Below are 16,361 nucleotides of genomic sequence, written 5' to 3' on the forward strand. Positions count from 1 at the left end.
GCGCTCGCTGACGTATCATGGTGACCCCACGGAGTACTACGGAAATATTCATGTCCGACAATATCATCCGCATCGCTACCCGCGAGAGTCTATTGGCGCTTTGGCAGGCAGAGTTTATTAAGGCCGAGCTAGAAGCAGCCCACCCCGGTATCCAAGTTGAGTTACTGGGTATGACCACCCGCGGCGATCAATTATTAGATTCACCCCTGTCCAAAATCGGCGGCAAAGCGCTGTTCGTTAAGGAGCTTGAACAGGCGCTCATGGATGGCCGCGCAGATATCGCGGTGCACTCTATGAAAGATGTGCCGATGGAGTTTCCAGAAGGCTTGGGACTGGCCATTATTTGTGAGCGGGAAGATCCAAGGGATGCCTTTGTAAGTAATCACTTTTCTTCGGTGAATGATTTGCCGCAGGGTGCGAGGGTCGGTACATCCAGCCTGCGCCGCGAGTGCCAGCTGCGCTCTCAGCGCCCAGATCTGCAGATTTCGAGTTTGCGTGGCAATGTGCAAACCCGTTTGCGCAAGCTAGATGAAGGCGAGTTCGACGCAATTATTCTCGCCGCTGCCGGATTAATTCGTCTTAAATTAGAAGATCGAATCGCCGCCTTGATGGCGGTCGAGTCGAGCTTGCCAGCCTGTGGTCAGGGCGCGGTGGGTGTTGAAACCCGCTTAGATGACGCTCGGGTTATCGCGCTATTGGCGCCGCTTCACAACCGCGTTACGGCGGAAGAAGTGATGGCGGAGCGGGCAATGAACCGCCGTTTAGAGGGCGGTTGTCAGGTACCGATAGCGGGCTATGCGATTCCCGACCCAGATAACGCCGACCAACTTTGGCTGCGTGCTTTAGTGGGCGAGCCCAATGGCAAAACCATTTTGACCGCAGAGCAGCGCGGCCCCCGTGATCAGGCCGAAGCCTTGGGTATTGCTGTGGCAGAGTCCTTGCTGGCGCAGGGTGCAGGCGCTATTTTGCAGGCGGTGTATGGCGACAGCAAAGCTGAATAATTTGCGGGTGCTGGTGACGCGGCCGGCGGATCGAAGCGCGGAATTTGCCGCCGCCTTAACGGAGGCGGGCGCTACGGTGAGCTTACAGCCGCTGCTGGATATAGCGCCGCTGTCGTCTCCAGAGCACAGCGAGGCAATGCAGAAAAGTCGCAGCCTGTTGATGAACCTCGATAGCTATCAGCAGATTATTTTTATCAGCGTCAACGCCGTGCACTACGGCCTAGATCAAATTGACCAATACTGGCCGCAATGGCCGCTGGGTATCCAGGTTTATGCCATTGGCGCGGCGACGGCAGCGGCCCTTGCCGAGCGAGATATCGCCGTACACCACAGCGCTCAGGCAATGAATAGCGAAAGCCTGCTGGCCTGCGCCGACCTTCAGCACATCAGCCATTCCAAAATATTAATCATCCGGGGCGTGGGTGGCCGTGAGCATTTGGCCGAGCAACTTAGGCAGCGAGGCGCCGCGGTAGATTACGCAGAGTGCTATCAGCGCTGCAAACCAGATATTGACGGTGGCCAACTGCGGTCATTGCTGTTAAAACACAGCATAAATATAGTGGCATTAAATAGCGGCGAGACCCTGGCTCATTTCAGTGACTTAATGGGTGAGGCGGCGTTGACTTACCCCGTGTTGGTGCCGGGTGATCGTGTCGCAGACTTAGCGAGAGCGCAGGGCTATCAAATCGTGATTCAGGCCGACAATGCCGGCACGGCAGCAAGTCTTGCCGCTTTAAGGCGTTATGCGGAAAGCAATTCCTCTATCCATCATTAAATAGATTTTGAGAGAACATAATGAGCGGCGATAAACCGGAAGATAATAAAGACACAGCGACGGTAGCAGCGCAAAAGCCATCGGTAATTAGCGCGTCCGAGCCGCCGTCGAATAATAAGAAGACCAAGGAAAAGCCCGCCGCTAAAAAGAGTGGCGGCGGCAATGTGCTGGGCTTGTTGGCGCTATTAATTGCACTCGGCGCCTTGGTGTTGGCGGGGTGGATGTACCAGCAAGGCCAGTTGCTAGCCGCACAAGAAAAAAGCACTAGCGCCGGTTTTAGAGCCGAGCTGCGCGCATTGACTGACTCGCAGTCAGAGCTCACGTCCTTGCTCAGCGCTCAGCGCGAAGCGCTTTCCCAATTGCGTAGCGACAGCAGTACACGTCTAGATGCGCTGGCCCGCCGCAGTCAGGATCTCGAAGTCTCGGTGCAGTCATTAGCCACCGTAGACCGCCAAGATTGGCTGTTGGCAGAGGCAGAATATTTACTGCGGGTCGCCAATCAGCGCGCGCAATTAAGTGGCGACGCCCGCTCAGCCGCGCAATTGCTGGCGAGCGCAGATGAAATATTACAAGACTTAGACGACGCGGCCTTGCATCCGGTGCGCGCAGAGATCGCCAGAGAAATAGCCGCCCTGCAAAGCAGCGCCGAGCGCGATGTGGAAGGCAGCTACTTGGCGCTACAGGCGTTAGCAAACGAAGTGGCTAAACTAAAAATCTACCAAGCGCCGAGTTATCAGCCCGCACCAACTGAGACACAAGCGACAGATTGGAAACAGCGCCTGCAAGTGGGCTTCGCTGCGGCATGGGAAAAACTGCAGAGCTATATTCGGGTTCGCGAGCACGACGAAAATTTCCGCGCACAAATAGTCCCTGAACAAGAAGGCGCGCTGCGGGTGAGCTTGCAGCTTATGTTTGAACAAGCCCAGTTAGCACTGCTGGCAAATCAACCGCGTTTGTATCAGCGCTCTTTGCAAAAAGCGACAGACTGGTTGAACCGATACTACCAATTAGATGAACACCGCGACGCGCTGTTGGATGAAATTAATACCCTGTCAAAAGTGCGGGTGAACTCAGAAATCGCGGATATTTCTGGCTCATTAAAAAGCCTGAAAGAATATATAAAAAGTAATCGTTGGCAGAAAGAGGCTCGCCAATGAAAATATTTATTGCAGTCTTAATAGTGTTGCTTGTCGCGCCGATTTTGGCAGCGGGGATTCAGCACGACTCTGGTTATATTCTTATCGCCTACGGCAAAACCACCATCGAAATGACAATATGGGTTGGCGTCGCAGTTCTTGCAGCCGTTCTACTATTGTTTACGATTGTATTTATCAGTTTGCGCCGTGGTGCAAAAGTGTCTGACAAAATTGCCAGCTTTTGGAGTGACCGCAAAGTTAACCGCGGTCGCAGTCACACCACCTTGGGCATGATTGCCTTTATAGAAGGCAATTGGGAAAAGTCGCGCCGTCTTCTAACCGATGCCATAAAGGGCAGCGAAGCGCCGCTAGTGAATTATTTATTAGCGGCCCGTGCCAGTCATGCCCTGGGTGATGCGGCAGCAAGTCGCCACTATTTAGGTTTGGCAGAGGAAACCAGCGCCAAAGCCAGTATTGCCGTAGCGCTCACCCAAGCGGAAATGCAGGTTGACAGGGGCCGCCTGGAAGAAGCGCTGGCAACCCTGACCCGCGCTCGCCGCAATGCCGAACGTCACCCTTCCGTACTGAGCTTATTAGAAAAAGTGTACTCCGGCCTTCGCGACTGGAAGTCGCTGTTAGAATTGCTGCCCGATTTGCGTAAGCACAATATCCTAGCCGCCGAAGAAATCGACCGCCTAGAGCGTGTGGCCTTAATGGGTCAGCTAGAACACGCCGCAGGTCAGGGTGACGTTGCCGCCTTACAGCAGTGGTGGAAGCATCTCTCCCGTGCCTGGCAGCGCGACGTGGATCTCTGCTTAGCGTATTGCAGAAACCTAGTGGTCTTAAATGATCAAGCGGCGGCAGAGAAAGTCTTGCAGCAAATGCTCAAGCAGAACTGGTCGCCGAATTTGGTGTCGCTCTACGGCTTAATTGCAGGCGCCGATATCACGCGACAGCTAAGCACCGCAGAAACATGGCTAAAGGAGCACGGTGACGACCCAGCGCTGCTGCTTAGTTTAGGTCGCTTATCCCTACGCAATGAATTATGGGGTAAGGCCAAAGAATATTTTGAACAAGGCTATCGCCGCAGTCCAAATGCAGAACTGTGTTTTGAACTAGGCCGTTTGCTCAGCAATATGGGTAATCAGGCCGAGGCCGAACGCTACACCCTGGAAGCCCTGCAGCTGCAGGGGCAAGCTTTGCCAGAACTTCCGCAGCCGCGTTTGGCCGGTTATTAATATGAATATCGACGCACTAGAAAAAATGCTCGCCAAAGGCAACGACAGCGCCATGCTGCGTTTCGGTTTGGGTAAGGCCTACCTCGATAATAAAAAGCCAGACGACGCCATAACGCATTTACAACATTGCGTAGAACAAGACCCTGACTATTCAGCGGCGTGGAATTTGCTCGGTAAAGCCCATTTGCAGTTGGGTGACAAAGCCTCAGCAGAAACGGTCTGGCAGTCAGGCTTGGATGTGGCTGTGCGAAAAGGCGATAAACAAACCGAAAAAGAAATTACGGTTTTTTTGAAAAAGCTGAAGAAGTAAATCTATTCCTTGTATTTTGTTAGTTGTTTCGGTTAAGTGCTTTAGACTAGCGATAAAAAGTAATTCGCTGATGTGATAATTTCAGGGAGTGAATTTTAAATACGAGCAGGGAAGGAGTTTAGTGTACATATGGATATGACTATAAAATTAAACACTTAATCGGAGGTATACGTCAAAGTGACGTGTTTAATCAAGTCGTCTAGACGTATATTTAGCTGTTGGGCGTATTTGAAATATCTGAGTTAACCCTACCCAATTGAGGCAAGAGCATGGCGACTTACCAAGGGGGTTGCAGCTGTGGCGAAACCCGATATCAATTGATGCGTGGCCCGATGATTGTGCATTGCTGTCACTGCTGCTGGTGCCAAAGGGAGTCTGGTTCAGCATTTGCAGTAAACGGACTAATTGAAGCAGTTGAAGTTCAATTGCTTAGAGGTGAGCCTGAAGTAATTGATACGCCGTCTAATAGTGGCGGTGGGCAACAAATCACTCGGTGCTCTATCTGCCGCATTGCGCTATGGAGTAATTACAGTGCGGCGAAAGACGCGATAAGGTTCGTACGGATGGGAACGCTTGATAAGCCTCAGGCCTTTCCTCCAGATATACATATATTTACTTCGTCGAAACAATCTTGGATCAATCTAGAAAACGAGCGTTTTGTAGTCGATGAATATTACAGACGGTCGGATTACTGGTCCGAACAGAACATTGCTCGCTATAAGGCTGCTATGGGTAAATAGCTCATGATTGTTTACTTAAGTGCGAATACACCTAACAAATCATTGCAGCGGACATTTTGACCCGCCACCCATTTTTACTGGCGCAAAAATAGGCGTCGCCTCAAGTTCCGCTGAATTTAGGCGTTACGCATTTTTAGAGGGATAATAATGATTCAAGCGGCAATAGCATCAGTGCTTCTTATTTGTGTCTACAAATTTATAAAGACAAATAATGAATATGAGATAGATTGGTGGATGGCATTTGTTTTTGTGCTTGTTCCGGTGCTGCTGATGTTTCTTATCTCTATAGGCTTGGGAGTTCTTGAGTTACCACAAGAGTACGCATTGCTAGGGTATCTCTTCTATCTTATCGTGCCGTTCTCGATTCTCAAGTTCGGCCTTGATTTCAATGCCACAACTGCAATGAAGTTTAGTATATGGGTTCCGGTGGCCGCTGTAATTGCTGAGATACCTTTCGTCATTCTGATGGGCGTGGGCAATGCATGACAAGGCAGTGTTGTCGCAGCGTAAAAAGCGTGCTGCTGGGACGCATTAGCTATCGCTCCGGGCCCAAAATCTCAGCGTCGTGTTGAATCAAGCTGGCGAATTTAAGTAATGATATTTGCGGAATTAAATTACAAAGAACACTATGATGATTTTCATCAATCATTACTTGAATATGTCGATGCTCACTTTGAACGCGTGGATTCTGGCCACCAAGGTGATTCCTGGATATGGATTTACGAAGGAGAAAACAAGGTAGCGATAGATACCTTTTCATCTATGAAGCATCAAGTTAAATCTGAAACTAGGCAAAACTCACTTGTTCAAAAGGTAATAGAAATACTGCAAAGGAAATACGATTTAGTCGTATATAGTGAACCGAGATCAGAGGGCCACGAAGATTAAATTTAAAAGCACATTACAATTTTGGAGTGCCTGTCCTATTGCCCTTTTAATAGGTGAACATATTAGTCGTTACTGGTGATTATATTGTTTGGAGTTGTATAAGTAGTAATTCAACACTAATGAATAGTCATATATACAGCGTGATTTACCGCTGCCAAATACCAATAAAGGATGTTGAAAGATGACGGAGTTTGCTCGGGTAATACGCGACTTGGTTTCTGTGCTGCCGGCGGTTTTATATCGACCTCCGAAAGACAATGAAAAGAAATCTCTAGGCCGACTTTTTCAAGAAACTGCAGCGCGCTATGCAGATAAGTCCGCGATTGTCTTTGAGGGTCGTGAATTAAGCTGGGGTGAATTCAATATCTTAGTTAATCGCCTTGCCCATGCCTTAAAAGGTCAGGGTGTACAGCGCGGTGATTGCGTTGGTCTTCTAATGGAAAACCGTATCGAGATGCTAGCCTGTTTTTTCGCGCTGGCTAAGCTTGGTGCGGCGACGGGATTGATTAATACCAGCTTGCAAAGCAAGTCACTGGTTCACTGTATTAATATTACTAATGCAACTAAGTGCATTGTTGGTCAAGAGCTGATAGGCAGTATTGCCGACGTTAAAGATGAGTTACCGCTGTCAGACAATGATTTTATTTGGGTTAAAGACGAGGCGCTGACTAGTTCTGTTGCTGAGGTGGGCCCCGACTCTTTGGCGCCCTCATGGGCCTTAGATGTGATGGCAACATTAGATACTATGCCCAGCGATAATTTGCCCGAGACCCTCGATATTCGAGCGGGCGAAAAGGCCTGTTATATACTTACCTCTGGCACAACGGGCTTGCCTAAGGCCGCGCTTATATTGCACCGTCGGTATTTGGCCGCATCAGAGCCGTATGCCCGTATTGGGTTTCGTGCCAAGCAAACAGATAGAATTTATCTTTGCTTGCCGCTCTATCATTTCACAGGTTTAGGTCCCGGCGTTGGGACTAGTCTTTACTCCGGTGCATCGATATTTCTACGCCGACGTTTTTCGGCTAGTAATTTTTGGTCCGAGGTTCGGGAGCATCAAACGACATTATTTGTATACGTTGGGGAGTTGTGCCGGTATTTGGCTATGCAAAAAGAATCCCCCGATGAGAAAAATAATCCGATTCAGACCATGGTCGGTAATGGCTTGCGGCCAGATGTGTGGGATGTGTTTCGACAGCGATTCAAAATACCTCGTATAACGGAGTTTTATGGCTCCAGCGAAGGAAACGCGTTTTTTATTAATTTGCTAAACAAAGATAAAACGATTGGTACCACGTCGGCCGATATATTGTTGGTGAAGTATGATTTTGATGCGGATGAAATGGTTCGTGATGCCAAAGGGAAGTTGGCTGAGGTGAATGACGGGGAGCCCGGTGTTCTCCTGATGAAAATTGATGATCGTTTTAAATTTGATGGTTATAACGACAAGAAAGCATCGAACAGTAAAGTATTGTCAGATGTGAGAAAAAAGGGTGATCGTTGGTTTAATACTGGTGATGTCATCAAAAAGATTGATGTTGGTTTCGCCCTCGGCCTAGCGCATTATCAATTTGTCGACCGATTGGGTGATACATTTCGATGGCGCTCAGAAAACGTGTCTACGAATGAAGTGGGCGAGATTCTAAATGCGAATTCACAGATTGAGATCGCTAATGTGTATGGCGTAGAAGTTCCGGGCGTCGAGGGTCGCGCGGGGATGGCGGCAATAACCTTAAGACACGGTGTGGAATTCGATTCTGACGAGTTTTCAAACTACGTTATGACTGAGATGCCAGCCTACGCACGACCCGTGTTTATACGGATTCAGCCTGCGGCGGAGACTACCGTCACCTTCAAGTTATTCAAGGCGAGTTTGCGCAAGCAGTCATATAATCTTAGTGAAGTTGAGGATGTGATCTATGTGTTAAAACCAAAGTCTAGCCGCTATGAAGTGTTAGATAATGAGTTTTACCAGTCCATTATTAATGGTCAGCATGGCTACTAAAATGTAAAAATACTGGGCAGGCACTGCAATGCTGTGCCCTTCGCAAAGAGTTATTTATACAAATAAAAAGGGCGCGTCTCAATGTGAGGCGCGCCCTTTTTTACCGACTTAAGTTGAATTAAGACCTACATCATTTCTTTCATCAAGGCTTGCAGCGCTGCTTCGCGATCACCCAGTAGATCCTGGTATTGGCTTAGCATGTTTTGCTTGTCTTGGAGTTGCGCCATTTGTGGGCCGTAGTCTTCGCTCAGTTTGGATTTCAGCTTGGTCTGCGCATCGGCGAGTTGTGATTTCAGTTCCGCGCCCAGCACGTCACCCAGGATGCGATCCAGGTTGGATTTAAGTTTAATGGCGGGGTCGTTGACGGTGCCGTTTACGCTTAAATCCATAACGAGTTTGCTAACGTCCTCTAGCGCTGCGGCTAGTAAGTTTGCGGTTTTGTTGTCGCTGGCAGTTTTGGCTACCAGGAGTTTTGCTTGATTGACTAAGCCGGCAACAGATCCTTTGAGATTGTCGCCATCAATAGAAAAGTTCGCTGCAATGTCAGCAATCCCTTTTTCTAATTGCAGTGGCAGTTCTGGGCTTTGAGAAAGGGATACACCAGATAGAGCGAGTTGCTTTAAGCCCATATTGAAAACACTTTTTAAGGTGTCGTTGCGCTGATCAAAGATACCGTCGATGACCAATTGTGATTTCTGTTCCATGCCACCGCGCAGCGCCATGGTGATGGGTTTGTTCCAGTAGTCTTGCTTGTCGGTGACGTCGTTAATTTCGCCTGAGTAAGCAAGCTTTTCACCGCCGATTACTTGGTAACCGTCGATGAGGATTTTGCGAATTAATATATTTACTGGCAAGTCTGCAGCTGGCTCTGTGCTAGGTGCAGGTTCTTCTGCACTCGCCATTTTGCCCATAGTTTCTTTATAAAGGGTCAGGCCACGCTGTACAGTGGCATTGACTTCGTCGCCCAGTAAAAAGCGCAACATGCCTTCAGTGCCTTGGTCTAAACCGTATTTCGACATCATGCGCTTAGATTGATCTGCCGGTAAATTGGCAGCGCGTAGGCTGAGTGACTTGACGGCGGCAGAGTCGGCTTTCAAATCTTCTTTTAAATTGTCGAACTGGCGGAGCTCGGCTTTGATGTCGTCGCGCAATTCTTTTGCACCGGCGAGACGCTCGATCACGTTTTTGTTTTTTAGCTCATCCCAGCGTTTTTTGTACTGGTCGAACTGGGTTTGATCAGGGACTTTCTCGGACTTGGTTTTCCAGCGCGATTCAATGTCGGTAAAGCCAGTTTGAATCTCGGTAACTTCCGCCTGGATGTTGGCTTTTTCTTCCGCCAGCAAGGCATTTGGATCGGGCAGGCTTATGCTTGGCATTCCGCTGGCGCTGTCTTCCTTAGGTGGCGGCATGCTGCCATCTAAGGTGCCCGGGGTGCTGCGCTCGGTATACATTTGCAGGCCAGATAGCACTACTTGGTCGGCGATAACCTGCATTTTCAGCAGGGCTTTGGCGTCGACATCGGCGGAGACTTTTTCGCTTTGCAGAAGGTTGCGCATAGGCTCTTGCGGATTGGCGACAGTAAGGCCGTTGAGTGCGACGTGGGTGGGATAAAAACTAATATCCACACTATCGACATCGACACGGGCGCCAACTTGTTTGCTACCTTCGCTTTCGATCACAAATTTGGCAATGGGCTCAAGGGCGAAAACAACACCGATGACCGCGACTACTAGCAGGATGACAATACCCTGCAAAATCCGTTTGAACATGAGACGACTTCTCCATCTGGCGGAATGTACACCGTGGTGCAGAACTTCCGGCATGATTTATTTTGAATTTAATGGGCTTGGTGCGCAGTGTAGCGCTATATCGCCAGCATAGCGCGTTAGCTATGTCACATAAACCGCTGGCGGTTTAGACCGCCGAGTTGGGCTTTAGTGCGGCGCGAGCTGGGATTAAAATATAGGGCTTTTACAGGCTAGCTAGGCATCGTTGCTGACAATATATTTGCCCACGCCTGAGCTCTGCTGATATGCGGCCTGAGCGGACAGAGCGGTGGTTTGATTGATGTTGGCCCACAGCAGTTGACGGTGATTTTGATGCTCCCGCCACAAGGTGAATTGGCCGCTGTGGTCGCGGTCTATGGTGATTAGGCTGACAACACTGTTTTCCGCTGTGATGGCGCTGGGATTTGTTAGCGCAATGCTGCGTCCGGCGACGTGGGCAATCTCATTCACTTCTACGCCATTCACAAAAAGTATGGCGCAGATATCCCCTTGCAGCGGCGGTGTTTGTCGGCCTGCCGGCAGAAGTAATTGTTGAGGGCTTTGCCGCTGACAGCGCCAGTGACTGGGGAGCTGACTGAGGGGAATATCGCTGATCTGCAGGTCTTCTATGGCATAGGCAATGCACAGCGGCACTGTCGCTGGTGATTGTAAAAGATTGCCATTGCGGAGCCTGACTTGCCCTTGCAGCAGCTTACTGTCACAGCGCCCGCAGTTGCCATTGCGGCAGCTGCGAGTAACCGGCAGAGTGGCAGCAAGACATTGTTCAAGCAGATTTTGGTCTTTGTTGATGGTCAGGCTAAGTGCGGTATCGACAATACTTAGCGTGACCATGGTTAGGCGCCTAGGTATTCGGTGCGCAATCTGGGTAGCAGTTGTTGCAGTGCCAGTGCGCGGTGACTGATTTTGTTTTTTTGCTCTTTGCTTAGTTCTGCAGAGCAGCAGTCTAGACTGGCGATGTAGAACAGCGGGTCGTAGCCGAAGCCATTGTCGCCGCGTGGCGCGCTTAGGATTTCGCCATGCCATTGGCCTTCGCACACTAGCGGCGCAGGATCGTCGGCGTGGCGCACAAAGGCGAGCGCGCAGTGGAAATGCGCGCCGCGATTGCTGTGTGCCTTTAGTGTTTCTAATAGCTTGGTATTGTTGTCGGCATCTTGTGCGTTGGCACCCGCGTAGCGCGCGGAGTAAATGCCGGGTGCACCGCCCAACGCATCAACGCACAGACCTGAGTCGTCGGCCAGTGCAGCAAACCCGGTTTGGCGTGCCGCGTTGCGTGCCTTGAGAATAGCATTCTCGATAAAGCTGAGACCGTTCTCTTCTGCTTCGACTACATCGAAATCTGCTTGGCTGCGCAGGGTAATGCCTAAGCCGTTTAGTAAATCACTTAACTCACGTAATTTGCCGCGGTTGCCGCTGGCAAGAACCACGGTATTCTCAGCGAAAGAGGGTGTAGTGGTCATTGTCTACTCGTCATCGACATATATCATTTTGTTGAACTGAATATCGTAGCTGGGACGATTGTCTACGCTCACCGAAAGGCGGAAGTCTTGGCGCTCGTCATTGCTGATTTCAAATTCCGCGATGTAGTAAATAGCGTCTTGTTCAATGATTTCTCTAAATTCTAAGGGCGTGCGATGAATAAGGTCGGAGCTAGTGCCTTCAACTTTGGCTCGCACAGCAAGGTTGGTGGTGTCGAGTTGGCGGCGCACTGACACGTTAATTAAAAACTTATTGTCACCGCGAATTATGCCGTAGCTTTTGGCGACTTGCGGTGTGAGAAAGGTGGAGTTGACTACGCTGTAATGCACCGTGTCTTTGCCGAAGCTGGAGCTGGTGGCGGTAACCGGCGGCGCTTCTTGTGCGCTGGCAGCCGCGCTAAATAGCGCGCTAAATACTAGTGTGAAGATGGCGGTGTAGTTCGTGATTCTTTTCATATTAGACTCGGTGTGCGCTGAATTATTTGCTTATGTGGTAAACCGCAGTCACGCCCAATAAATTGGGGAAGCGGTTAGCTAATGGTGACTGGCTATTGTCGGCGCCGATCACGCTGCTATTTAGAATGCGTATATTTTTTTCGTCGCAAAGTGTTTCAAAATCCTTCACGGTACAAAAGTGAATATTGGGGGTGTCGTACCAGGTGTAGGGCAAAAATTTTGACACAGGCATTTTGCCGCGATGACCCAAATACCAGCGGCTGCGCCAGTGACCAAAGTTTGGGAAAGTAACAATGCACTCGCGGCCAACCCGCAGCATTTCGTCGATGACCAAATGCGGATAGCGCAGGGTTTGCAGTGCCAGTGTCATCACCACCATATCGAAGCTGTCGTCGCGGAAATTGCCCAAGCCGACGTTAAGATCGTGCTCTATGACATTGACGCCGCGGGCGAGCGCGCGGGTAATATTGTCTGGGTCGATCTCAAGACCGACGCCAGAGATATTTTTTTCTTTGCCTAAAGTTTCCAGCAACATGCCGTCGCCACAGCCGAGGTCGAGCACCCGGCTATTGGCATTAATCCACGGCTGAATCAGGGTGAGGTCAAAACGCATGGCCAAGCTCCTGTTTGAGTCGCTTCATATAGCCGTGGAAGACGTCCATATAGCGGGGGATGGGAATAAGGAAAGCATCGTGGCCGTGGTCTGCTTCTATTTCTGCGTAGCTTACCGATTTATTGGCGGCGACAAGGGCGTCGACAATTTCACGCGAACGGGCGGGCGCGAAGCGCCAATCGGTGGTGAAGGAGGCCACTAAAAATGCACACTTGGCGTGCTTAAAGGCCTCGACCGGATCGTCATTGTATTCGCGGGCGAGGTCGTAGTAGTCCAGCGCCTTGGTCATCAGTAAATAGGTGTTGGCGTCAAAGCTGCCAGAGAAGGCTTCGCCTTGATAGCGCAAATAACTTTCGACCTCAAACTCCACCGCCGTTTCTGACCCTGCGCCCAGCGCAAGGTTGCCGGTTTTAAGTTCGCGGCCAAATTTTTGCTTCATGCCGTCTTCAGACAGGTAGGTGATATGGCCGACCATTCTCGCCAGACCGAGGCCCTGTTTTGGCAGGGTGTTGTGCTCAAGGTAGCGACCTTCGTGGAAGTTGGCGTCTGAGGTGATGGCGCGGCGTGCAATCTCATTAAAGGCAATATTTTGCGCAGACAGCTTCATGGCTGAGGCAATCACGATGCAGTGACGCAGGGCGTCCGGGTATTCGAGCGCCCAGCGCATGGCTTGCATACCGCCCAAGCTGCCACCGATGACGGCGGCCCATTGCGAAATGCCGAAATGCTGCATCATTAAATACTGGCTTTCTACCCAATCGCGACAGCGCAGCGGTGGAAAGTCTGGGCCCCAGGGTTTGCCGGTTGTTGGGTTGATCGAGGTGGGGCCAGTTGAGCCGTGGCAGCCGCCAATATTGTTAATACTTAATACAAAGAAAACATTGGTATCGATGGGTTTGCCCGGCCCAATGCAGCTGTCCCACCAGCCAGTTTTACGATCGTCGGCGCTGTGCTTACCGGCTGCGTGATGATGGCCGCTCAGGGCGTGACAAATTAAAATCCCATTGGATTTTTCTGCGTTCAGTTCGCCGTAGGTTTCGTAAACAATATCGTGCTCTGGCAGCGCGCGGCCGCAGGCTAGCTGCAGCGGCTGATCGAAGTGCAGCGTTTGCGGCACGACAATGCCGACGCTGTCGTTATCCGCAGTAGGTGTGCTGGGCGGAGCTTCTGTCATGTGGACCGATATCCTTGTTGGCCGGTGCTTGATTTTACCGTCTTGCCGGCAGTTTGTGCATTTGGTGTCGGCCGTTTAAAACGGACTTGGTTTACGGTTGTTCTATATTCAGCGCACTTGGTATTGTTGTGGGCGCCAAAATCTTAAAGGTTTTCTGCCGGCTTTGTGAGCCCGTACTAAGTTCTACAGCCTGTTTGCTTACGGCAAATTGCTCGGCCAGAAAAGCGCATAAACTGGCGTTGGCCTTGCCTTCGATTGCCGCTGAACGAACCCGTATTTTTAAACGGTCGCCATGTTGGCCGGCAAACTCGTTGGCGCTGGCGCCCGCTTGAATATGGCAGAACAATATTAAATTATCACCTTGCCAGCGACAAAACGCGGGCATCTCTGCCACTATTTACAGCCCCATAATCAGGGCGGGATGGAGGCCGACGCCGGCTGCCACATGGCGCAGTATCACTTCGAGTACATTGATACACAAAAAAACCAAAATGGGTGACAAGTCCAGGCCGCCCATGGTGGGTAGCAGTTTGCGGAATGGCGCCATCACCGGCTCAGTGATTTGATACAAAATTTGTGCGGCGGGGTGAGCGCCGCCCTGGGCGACCCAGCTCATGATGATATTGGCGATGATCGCAAAGAAGTACAGGTTTAACACGGCGCTGCACAGGCCGATCACCGACCAAATTAATAACTGCGCTGGGTTGGGAAAGCCGCCGCCGTAAAGTTGCAATAGCAGGGTAATGCCCACAGCTTGCGCAATGAATGCGAGTAGTAGCGAGGCAGTGTCTATTTTACCGACGCTGGGAATAATTTTGCGCAGTGGAATCACCAGCGGATTAGTGGCTTTAACTAAAAACTGGCAGATGGGGTTATAAAAGTCTGCGCGTACTAATTGCAAAATCATCCGCAGTAAAAAAGCCACAATGGCTAAGCTGATGACGGTGTTCAACAACATGGTGGTAATTTCTGCAGCAGCTGACATGTGTCTTATTCCCCTTCAAGTTCGATGGCTAGCTCTTCGGCGCGGATGCGTGCGCCCTCTAGTGCCTGCGCGAATAATTGGCGCAGGCCGCCCTCTTCTAACATATTGATAGCGCGTTCGGTGGTGCCCTTGGGTGAGGTTACTCGGCGGCGGAGTTCGGCGGCGTCGACATCACTGTTAACGGCCATTTGGGCTGCGCCCAACGCGGTTTGCAGGGTGAGCTGCTTGGCGACGTCTTCACTTAAGCCCATATTTTGACCGGCGGCTTGCATGGCTTCCATCACTAAAAAGAAATACGCGGGGCCGCTGCCAGATACGGCGGTAACCGCGTCGAGTTGATTTTCTTGTTCTACCCAAAGCGCTACGCCTACAGCTTCTAATATCGCTGTGGCTTGCTGGCGTTGGCTGTCATTCACTTGCGAGTTGGCGAATAAGCCGGTGGCGCCGCTGCGAACCAGTGCGGGTGTATTGGGCATGCAGCGAACAATGGCGGGCGCGCCGCCGAGCCACGTTGCCAGACTGCCGCTGGTAACGCCGGCGGCAATGGTGATGACCAAGGGTTGGTGTACCTGCACCGACGCGGCAATGTCTAGCGCCACCACTTTCATAATTTGCGGTTTTACCGCCAGAATAATTACATCGACTTGGGCAATGAGCGCATGGTTGTCATTGCCGGTGTTGACAGGGGCAACGTTCTTTAGCTTGGCTAGGCTGTCGGCATTGGGATCGCTGGCCCAAATATTGTTGGCGGCCATGCCGCTGGCAACGAGCCCACCGATGATACTGGAGGCCATATTGCCGCCGCCGATGAAGCCGATTTTCATCTCTTTCACGCTAGTTCCTCAATTCGCTTAATGCCCAGCCTTGGATTCTGACGAGTCGCCGACTGGAAAATTCCGCCCGCAGTATAGCAGTCCGGTTTTGATACTGGCAGTCGCATCACTTTACTTGGGCTATCCGTGGGCCAAATATATCGCTGCCGATACGCACGATGGTGGCGCCTTCGGCAACCGCAGCTTCCATGTCTGATGACATCCCCATCGACAAGGTGTCGAGCGGAGCCTCTGGAAATTGCGTTTGTAGCGAAGTGAAAATACCGCGTAGCGCAGCGAAGTTTTGTCGTTGCTGTTGGAGGTCGTCGGTATTGGCGGGAATAGCCATTAGCCCGCGCAGCCGCAAATGAGTTTGGCTGAGCACTAATTTGGCAAGCTCGGCGACTTCGTCGATGTTGGCCCCGGCCTTACTGTCTTCATCGTTGATGTTGACTTGCAGGCAAATATTTAATGGCCCGCGCTGAGCGGGGCGCTGCTCATTGAGTCGAGTAATGATTTTGGCGCGGTCGACGCTGTGCACCCAGTCGAAGTGGCTGGCGATGGCGCGGGTTTTATTGGTTTGGATAGGGCCAATAAAGTGCCAAGCGTCTGGTTGAACTCTTAGCTCTGCCTGCTTACTCAGTGCCTCTTGCAGATAGTTTTCGCCAATGTCAGTAATTCCGGCCGCGATAGCAGCGCTAATTTCTGTGACATTGCGGGTTTTAGTGACAGCCATGAGCCGTGGCGGTGATTGTCGCTCATAAAGTTGGCAGGCGGCCGCTATTCGCGCCTGAATTGCTGCTATATTGGCTATTATGGTTGCTTGATTGCTCATGGTTAAGATTATGCCTGATGCGGCCTGCATCTGTTGATGTTTACGTTGTATCTTAAAATAAAAACTTTGTGCTGTACGGCAAACCCTGCGCGTTATACAGTTTTGAATTGATACTAGTTAGCTTACTAAAG

At 50.8% G+C, this 16,361-nt stretch carries 19 protein-coding genes; 9 read left to right on the forward strand and 10 right to left on the reverse strand.

The features are described 5' to 3' along the window. Positions 1 to 50 precede the first annotated feature (50 nt). From hemC to KXJ70_RS10740, 9 genes are all read left to right on the forward strand, one after another. Positions 51 to 1,001 carry a hydroxymethylbilane synthase gene (hemC, locus tag KXJ70_RS10700; RefSeq protein WP_219043494.1) on the forward strand — a complete coding sequence of 317 codons (951 nt, stop codon included), beginning with the start codon at positions 51 to 53 and terminating at the stop codon, positions 999 to 1,001. Next, positions 979 to 1,776, forward strand: coding sequence for a uroporphyrinogen-III synthase (locus KXJ70_RS10705; protein ID WP_219043495.1), 798 nt, complete (start codon positions 979 to 981; stop codon positions 1,774 to 1,776). Before hemC ends, KXJ70_RS10705 begins: the two co-directional genes overlap by 23 nt. 20 nt (positions 1,777 to 1,796) lie before the next feature. Continuing rightward, complete coding sequence (locus KXJ70_RS10710; protein WP_219043496.1) at positions 1,797 to 2,933, forward strand: uroporphyrinogen-III C-methyltransferase; 1,137 nt, start codon at positions 1,797 to 1,799, stop codon at positions 2,931 to 2,933. Beyond that, complete coding sequence (locus tag KXJ70_RS10715; protein ID WP_219043497.1) at positions 2,930 to 4,150, forward strand: heme biosynthesis HemY N-terminal domain-containing protein; 1,221 nt, start codon at positions 2,930 to 2,932, stop codon at positions 4,148 to 4,150. The genes KXJ70_RS10710 and KXJ70_RS10715 overlap by 4 nt, the downstream gene beginning before the upstream one ends. A 1-nt stretch (position 4,151) precedes the next feature. Continuing rightward, positions 4,152 to 4,460 carry a tetratricopeptide repeat protein gene (locus tag KXJ70_RS10720; protein ID WP_219043498.1) on the forward strand — a complete coding sequence of 103 codons (309 nt, stop codon included), beginning with the start codon at positions 4,152 to 4,154 and terminating at the stop codon, positions 4,458 to 4,460. 269 nt (positions 4,461 to 4,729) lie between these two features. Then, the gene (locus KXJ70_RS10725) at positions 4,730 to 5,200 is read left to right on the forward strand and encodes a GFA family protein (RefSeq protein WP_219043499.1); all 471 of its coding nucleotides are present in this window, start codon (positions 4,730 to 4,732) and stop codon (positions 5,198 to 5,200) included. A gap of 147 nt (positions 5,201 to 5,347) precedes the next feature. Further along, positions 5,348 to 5,686 carry a hypothetical protein gene (locus tag KXJ70_RS10730; RefSeq protein WP_219043500.1) on the forward strand — a complete coding sequence of 113 codons (339 nt, stop codon included), beginning with the start codon at positions 5,348 to 5,350 and terminating at the stop codon, positions 5,684 to 5,686. A 108-nt stretch (positions 5,687 to 5,794) separates the two neighbouring features. Next, entirely contained in the window at positions 5,795 to 6,088 is a 294-nt protein-coding gene (locus KXJ70_RS10735) for a hypothetical protein (RefSeq protein WP_219043501.1), read from the forward strand. 181 nt (positions 6,089 to 6,269) lie between these two features. After that, positions 6,270 to 8,093, forward strand: coding sequence for a long-chain-acyl-CoA synthetase (locus KXJ70_RS10740; protein WP_219043502.1), 1,824 nt, complete (start codon positions 6,270 to 6,272; stop codon positions 8,091 to 8,093). A 125-nt stretch (positions 8,094 to 8,218) separates the two neighbouring features. On the opposite strand, the gene KXJ70_RS10745 is transcribed toward KXJ70_RS10740, so the two are convergent. From KXJ70_RS10745 to KXJ70_RS10790, 10 genes are all read right to left on the reverse strand, one after another. After that, on the reverse strand, positions 8,219 to 9,862 hold the full coding sequence (locus KXJ70_RS10745; RefSeq protein ID WP_219043503.1) for a TIGR03545 family protein: 1,644 nt from the start codon (positions 9,860 to 9,862) through the stop codon (positions 8,219 to 8,221). A gap of 213 nt (positions 9,863 to 10,075) precedes the next feature. Beyond that, positions 10,076 to 10,711: a 2Fe-2S iron-sulfur cluster-binding protein gene (locus KXJ70_RS10750; protein ID WP_219043504.1), complete on the reverse strand. Its 636-nt coding sequence runs from the start codon at positions 10,709 to 10,711 to the stop codon at positions 10,076 to 10,078. 2 nt (positions 10,712 to 10,713) lie between these two features. Continuing rightward, positions 10,714 to 11,337 (reverse strand): RdgB/HAM1 family non-canonical purine NTP pyrophosphatase, encoded by a 624-nt coding sequence (rdgB, locus tag KXJ70_RS10755; RefSeq protein WP_219043505.1) that lies wholly within the window; start codon positions 11,335 to 11,337, stop codon positions 10,714 to 10,716. A gap of 3 nt (positions 11,338 to 11,340) precedes the next feature. After that, positions 11,341 to 11,811, reverse strand: a complete 471-nt coding sequence (locus KXJ70_RS10760) for a DUF4426 domain-containing protein (RefSeq protein ID WP_219043506.1) — start codon at positions 11,809 to 11,811, stop codon at positions 11,341 to 11,343. Between the two features lie 22 nt (positions 11,812 to 11,833). Continuing rightward, a complete protein-coding gene (gene metW, locus KXJ70_RS10765; RefSeq protein ID WP_219043507.1) occupies positions 11,834 to 12,424 on the reverse strand; it encodes a methionine biosynthesis protein MetW in 591 nt (196 codons plus the stop codon). Further along, complete coding sequence (gene metX / locus KXJ70_RS10770) at positions 12,414 to 13,598, reverse strand: homoserine O-succinyltransferase MetX (RefSeq protein WP_219043508.1); 1,185 nt, start codon at positions 13,596 to 13,598, stop codon at positions 12,414 to 12,416. The genes metW and metX overlap by 11 nt, the downstream gene beginning before the upstream one ends. A gap of 91 nt (positions 13,599 to 13,689) precedes the next feature. Continuing rightward, positions 13,690 to 13,983, reverse strand: coding sequence for a DUF167 domain-containing protein (locus KXJ70_RS10775; protein ID WP_219043688.1), 294 nt, complete (start codon positions 13,981 to 13,983; stop codon positions 13,690 to 13,692). A 12-nt stretch (positions 13,984 to 13,995) separates the two neighbouring features. Next, positions 13,996 to 14,583, reverse strand: a complete 588-nt coding sequence (locus tag KXJ70_RS10780; protein WP_219043509.1) for a YggT family protein — start codon at positions 14,581 to 14,583, stop codon at positions 13,996 to 13,998. A gap of 5 nt (positions 14,584 to 14,588) precedes the next feature. Next, on the reverse strand, positions 14,589 to 15,407 hold the full coding sequence (gene proC, locus KXJ70_RS10785) for a pyrroline-5-carboxylate reductase (RefSeq protein ID WP_219043689.1): 819 nt from the start codon (positions 15,405 to 15,407) through the stop codon (positions 14,589 to 14,591). Between the two features lie 115 nt (positions 15,408 to 15,522). Further along, a complete protein-coding gene (locus KXJ70_RS10790; RefSeq protein ID WP_219043510.1) occupies positions 15,523 to 16,230 on the reverse strand; it encodes a YggS family pyridoxal phosphate-dependent enzyme in 708 nt (235 codons plus the stop codon). Positions 16,231 to 16,361: the final 131 nt, after the last annotated feature.

This window comes from Zhongshania aquimaris (assembly GCF_019312595.1).
Taxonomy (GTDB): domain Bacteria; phylum Pseudomonadota; class Gammaproteobacteria; order Pseudomonadales; family Spongiibacteraceae; genus Spongiibacter; species Spongiibacter aquimaris.

Coding starts and splice junctions, on each gene's coding strand:
- KXJ70_RS10745 (WP_219043503.1), bottom strand. CDS start 9,862: ATGTTCAAACGGATTTTGCAGGGTATTGTCATCCTGCTAGTAGTCGCG.
- KXJ70_RS10790 (WP_219043510.1), bottom strand. CDS start 16,230: ATGAGCAATCAAGCAACCATAATAGCCAATATAGCAGCAATTCAGGCG.
- KXJ70_RS10725 (WP_219043499.1), top strand. CDS start 4,730: ATGGCGACTTACCAAGGGGGTTGCAGCTGTGGCGAAACCCGATATCAA.
- KXJ70_RS10730 (WP_219043500.1), top strand. CDS start 5,348: ATGATTCAAGCGGCAATAGCATCAGTGCTTCTTATTTGTGTCTACAAA.
- metW (WP_219043507.1), bottom strand. CDS start 12,424: ATGCGTTTTGACCTCACCCTGATTCAGCCGTGGATTAATGCCAATAGC.
- KXJ70_RS10750 (WP_219043504.1), bottom strand. CDS start 10,711: ATGGTCACGCTAAGTATTGTCGATACCGCACTTAGCCTGACCATCAAC.
- KXJ70_RS10775 (WP_219043688.1), bottom strand. CDS start 13,983: ATGCCCGCGTTTTGTCGCTGGCAAGGTGATAATTTAATATTGTTCTGC.
- KXJ70_RS10740 (WP_219043502.1), top strand. CDS start 6,270: ATGACGGAGTTTGCTCGGGTAATACGCGACTTGGTTTCTGTGCTGCCG.
- KXJ70_RS10760 (WP_219043506.1), bottom strand. CDS start 11,811: ATGAAAAGAATCACGAACTACACCGCCATCTTCACACTAGTATTTAGC.
- metX (WP_219043508.1), bottom strand. CDS start 13,598: ATGACAGAAGCTCCGCCCAGCACACCTACTGCGGATAACGACAGCGTC.
- KXJ70_RS10780 (WP_219043509.1), bottom strand. CDS start 14,583: ATGTCAGCTGCTGCAGAAATTACCACCATGTTGTTGAACACCGTCATC.
- KXJ70_RS10720 (WP_219043498.1), top strand. CDS start 4,152: ATGAATATCGACGCACTAGAAAAAATGCTCGCCAAAGGCAACGACAGC.
- KXJ70_RS10715 (WP_219043497.1), top strand. CDS start 2,930: ATGAAAATATTTATTGCAGTCTTAATAGTGTTGCTTGTCGCGCCGATT.
- hemC (WP_219043494.1), top strand. CDS start 51: ATGTCCGACAATATCATCCGCATCGCTACCCGCGAGAGTCTATTGGCG.
- KXJ70_RS10735 (WP_219043501.1), top strand. CDS start 5,795: ATGATATTTGCGGAATTAAATTACAAAGAACACTATGATGATTTTCAT.
- proC (WP_219043689.1), bottom strand. CDS start 15,407: ATGAAAATCGGCTTCATCGGCGGCGGCAATATGGCCTCCAGTATCATC.
- KXJ70_RS10710 (WP_219043496.1), top strand. CDS start 1,797: ATGAGCGGCGATAAACCGGAAGATAATAAAGACACAGCGACGGTAGCA.
- rdgB (WP_219043505.1), bottom strand. CDS start 11,337: ATGACCACTACACCCTCTTTCGCTGAGAATACCGTGGTTCTTGCCAGC.
- KXJ70_RS10705 (WP_219043495.1), top strand. CDS start 979: ATGGCGACAGCAAAGCTGAATAATTTGCGGGTGCTGGTGACGCGGCCG.